Source organism: Burkholderia sp. Bp9143 (genome assembly GCF_003853645.1).
In the GTDB taxonomy this organism is placed as follows: domain Bacteria; phylum Pseudomonadota; class Gammaproteobacteria; order Burkholderiales; family Burkholderiaceae; genus Burkholderia.
The window spans coordinates 1-509 of record NZ_QTPO01000170.1 but is presented as its reverse complement, the minus strand read 5'-3'; the positions used below and the strand labels follow the sequence as shown (position 1 = coordinate 509).

The window sequence follows — 509 nt, the reverse complement described above, 5'->3', positions numbered from 1 at the left end:
TGCGCTCCTCGACGAGCGACGTCGAGGATTCGATCGGTTGAATGGATGTCATGTTGTTTGCTCCCCTTCCGTTACGCGCGGTCCGCGACACGTTCGCCCAGCAGGCCCGACGGACGGAACACCAGCACGATGATCAGCACGATGAATGCGAACACGTCCTGGTAGTTACTGCCGAATACGCCGCCCGTGAGGTTGCCGATGTAGCCCGCGCCGAGCTGCTCGATCAGGCCGAGCACCACACCGCCGACCATCGCGCCGCCGAGGTTGCCGATCCCGCCGAGCACCGCTGCCGTGAACGCCTTCATGCCGGGGATGAAGCCCATGTAGAAGTGCACGTTGCCGTATTCGGACGCGATCATCACGCCGGCCAGCGCGGCAAGCGCGGAGCCGATCATGAACGTCGCGGAGATCACGAAGTTCGGATTCACGCCCATCAGGCTCGCGGTGTTCGGGCTTTCGGCGATCGCACGCATCGCGCGGCCGAGCTTGGTCTTGTGCACGAGCAGCAG

Annotated in this window: 1 protein-coding gene; it reads right to left on the bottom strand. The window is 64.0% G+C overall.

What is annotated here, in order from left to right; genetic code table 11:
- Positions 1 to 71: 71 nt before the first annotated feature.
- Positions 72 to 509, bottom strand: a 438-nt coding sequence (locus DIE23_RS39185; RefSeq protein WP_148093511.1) for a branched-chain amino acid ABC transporter permease, incomplete at its 5' end; no start/stop codon positions are given.